Here is a 3,789-nt window from a genome sequence, read left to right as displayed (position 1 = left end):
CTAAATCAAATCTCCCTTCTCCACTTTCTCGATTTGATTTAACCTCATAGCCATCGGCATTTAAAAATCCTACCATAAATCCATGATAAAAACTTTCATAATTATCATAATAACTGATACTTTGTAATAATACATCCTGTAATATACTATTTGCCTTTGTAACATCTTCTTGTATTAAGGCATCGATAAAATTAGAATCACGTTCATTTTGATATTCTCTGAACCATTTTATAAAAATATTTTCATAAATCTTTTTTACTTCTTTATTGGGAATGACCAGTTTATAGGTATCTTCTACTAGTTCATTATTTTCATATACTTTCTCTTTGATTTTTAAATATCCGGTAAACAGCAGAAAGCTATAAACATTATCATTCATATCTTTACTGCTTTTAAAATTCATTTCTCGATACGTTAACTCTGGTGCTATCTTTTTTATGATGCTTTTTCCATTGATCAGTTCTTCAAATTCTTCTTTCATCTTCATTGTTGCATTTTCAATATACTGTCTTACTAAATCATTGCTGCTGGTATTAGCCCAGAAGGATATTGCATGAAATTCTTTATCTCCTAATAGTTCCTTTATATAATTTAGAACGCTCCAGGGATTATAAATTTCTGTTTTATCAAATAAATAACCATCATACCAGTCTTTTATCTCATCGCGTTTATTTATCAGATCATAATAATCTAATAAATCATCAATTTCTTCTTGGGTAAAACCAAAACAATCACAGGCATACTGGCTCGTTATTGATCTTACTGTAAAGTTATTTAATCCCGTGAAGATGCTTTCCTTGGCGATTCGTAAACAGCCAGTAAGTACCCCTCTTTCCAATGCATCATTGGTTTTAAGAGCTGATGAAAAAACACTTCTTAAAAAATCAACCATTTCATCATAATAACCATTATTATAGGCACTTTGTAATGGTACATCATATTCATCAATTAATATAATAACTTTTTGTTGATAGTGTTTATATAAACAATGCGATAAAATTTTTAAAGATATCTTTAAATCATCTATATCGGCTTCTGCATTTTGATATATATCTAATAATTTTCTTTCTCTTTGACTAATCGTATCGCTATTTTTGATTTCTGCATATATGTCAATTATATTTGCTATTAAACTAGTAAATATATAAATCTGAGATTGAAAATTATTATTATTCATATCTTTTAAAGTCAAAAAGATAACCGGATACTGGTTTTGATGTTTTAGGATTTCTTTATCTTTTGATATATTCAATCGTTCAAATAAATAACTATTTTCTTTTTCTTTGTTTGAAAAGAAATAATAAAGCATACTTAGATTCAATGTCTTTCCAAATCTTCTCGCTCTGGTATACAGCATTACTTTATCTGATAATACATCTTCAATAAGTCTTGTTTTATCAACATAATAATAATTATTATCCAGTAATTCTTTGAAATTTTCAATTCCAGTACTTATTCGCTTCATTATTATCTTTCCTTTCTTCTAGTAATTTTTACTACCAATATTATAACATGCTCATTTATAAAAGTCATTTTGTTGATTACGACATAAAAACTAAAAATAATTAACATTAATCTTTAAATAATAACACAATGAAATCATATTTATTATCTTAATATAATTACTAGATTAATTAGCAAAATCATCATTTATATATTTACGAATGATTCGTTTTGTCTTTTCAATAGGTCGTGGAGCATTTTCTTTACTAAAATATTCAATATTATCTACCTCTACGACTACTTCATGATCATCATCACCTGCCGGTACTAATACTAAATCACCAATTTCTATACTATCATCATCTGTCAAATAATAATAACTCTTATATCCGCCTTTAAAAATAACACTACAAAAAATATATTCTGATTTACGTCGTTTCACTTTACCAAAAACAAACGGGTTAAACATTTCTTGCATATTATAGTATTTAATAAAATTAGTTATTGTTTCTACAAAATATAAAAAATCTTCTGGTAAACCATTTTTATCATAACTACCTGTAATAATCCGGCTGGGACTTTTTGTATAATCAATAGTTATAATATAATCTCTGGTCTCATTTGGGTTTTCAATAACATCCTCAAAATTACCTTTAATATGTTTAAATAGTTTTCTTGCATCGAACCTTTCAAGCAGATTCACAATCCCATCATTAATCTTATATTTAAAAGTAATATTGCTATCAGTGCCAATATTTTGAATATATTCCAATGTTCCGCTTTCCCTATCGATAATCAGACATTCACTATAATCCCATGTAATAAAATATTTCTTAACTTCTTTTGGTTTTTGATCAAGTTTTATTTTAGTAACTCGATGATAGTTTATCGTGATTTTATTAATTACATCGGGTTTAGCATTACCATCAAATACATACAAATCATTCATACCGACAATTTCACGAATAAGATTAGACAAATCAGTACCTTCATAATCAAATTCAGCACAAAGCGAGCCATAAAACTTATAAGTAATTCCTTCAGTATTAGTCAATTCCATTACCCAATTTCCAATGTCTGTAGCAAAAACTTCTGTATATTCTCTATTAAAATATGTTTCAATTGCCCTAAATAATCTTTTGACATCTTCCTTTTCAATTTTAAAACTCTTGCTTCGTATTTTCTTATGTTTTATACCATTATGACCAAAATTATATCCTAAAAACAAGACTTGCCCATCATTATTGATTGTAAGGTGCTGTTCCACTTCATCATCAGGTTCTGGCATACAAGAAAAACAAACATTATTTGATACAATCCGGATCTTTTTTAATGTACCTTTAAATACAAATTGATTTTCTTGGCAAAGCAAAGCCAATCGACTTAGCGCAAGAATAAACCATGCCCGATTTTGAGGATTTAAAATTTCAGCTGAATCGTATGCCCAATGATTAAAATATCTCCATCGTAAATAAATTGCTGATCCCAATAAAGGAATATCTGTAATATCATCAATGATTTTATTTAACGTTTCAGGATCATATATTGCCAACCCATATTTTTCTTTAAAAGCTTTACCACAATCTATATTAAAACCTAGAGCAATGCACTCGTCAGCCATCCAATGATCAAACAATTCTATGTAATTAATATCACAATCACGAAATTTATCACACCATTTAATAGCAAAATCATATATTTGTTTCACTGTTGCCATTAGCATCCCTCCAAGCATTTAACTTTTTCTTTTATAATCATATCATAAACTTGTATAAAAAATAAAAAAGACTAGTAAAACGCAACGATCCAAATTAGTTTATTTAATGATATCTTATAATTATTACAATAAATCCAACTAATTTACGAATGCAAAACATTGAACGTACAAGAAACAGAATTTTATATTCACAAAATAGATGTGAAAATTACGATTTAGACAAGGAATACACAGATTCAATAAAAATGAAAAAATCAGTTTTATTATTTGGCTATGATGAAACAGATAAATTTGAAAAATAAAAGGGAGGAAAATGCAGCCAGACGCTATTTCTCCTCACAAAATTTTAAAAAGGATTCGAACTTTTAATATCGAACCCTCAGTACATTTTAAAACGATTTTGTTAAATCCTCACCAGATTTTATAATACCAAAAAGATTACCTATTGTTACAAATTAGGAGACTTTTATTTACAACAATTTTGGTAATCTTATTTTAACTTTTATATTATATTTTTATGCAAGCTAAAAAAGTGTAGTCTTGAAACTACATTTTTCAAGGTATATAATAAACTATGTTAGTTATAACGATAGTTAAAGAATACGACAGTCTTTGGCTTGACATGTCGC

Annotated in this window: 2 protein-coding genes; both read right to left on the bottom strand. The window is 27.5% G+C overall.

What is annotated here, in order from left to right; all coding sequences use genetic code 11:
• On the bottom strand, positions 1-1,465 hold a 1,465-nt coding region (locus tag B5F09_RS14270; protein WP_087374996.1), incomplete at its 3' end, for an AAA family ATPase.
• 165 nt (positions 1,466-1,630) lie between these two features.
• Entirely contained in the window at positions 1,631-3,160 is a 1,530-nt protein-coding gene (locus B5F09_RS14265; protein ID WP_087374995.1) for a hypothetical protein, read from the bottom strand.
• Between the last annotated feature and the right edge of the window lie 629 nt (positions 3,161-3,789).

This window comes from Erysipelatoclostridium sp. An173 (assembly GCF_002160495.1).
Lineage (GTDB): Bacteria > Bacillota_I > Bacilli_A > Erysipelotrichales > Coprobacillaceae > Thomasclavelia > Thomasclavelia merdavium.
This window is presented reverse-complemented; position numbering and strand designations above follow the sequence as displayed.

What these genes read in the sequence shown, in the direction of transcription:
- B5F09_RS14265 (WP_087374995.1), bottom strand. Translation starts at nt 3,160, where the DNA reads ATGGCAACAGTGAAACAAATATATGATTTTGCTATTAAATGGTGTGAT.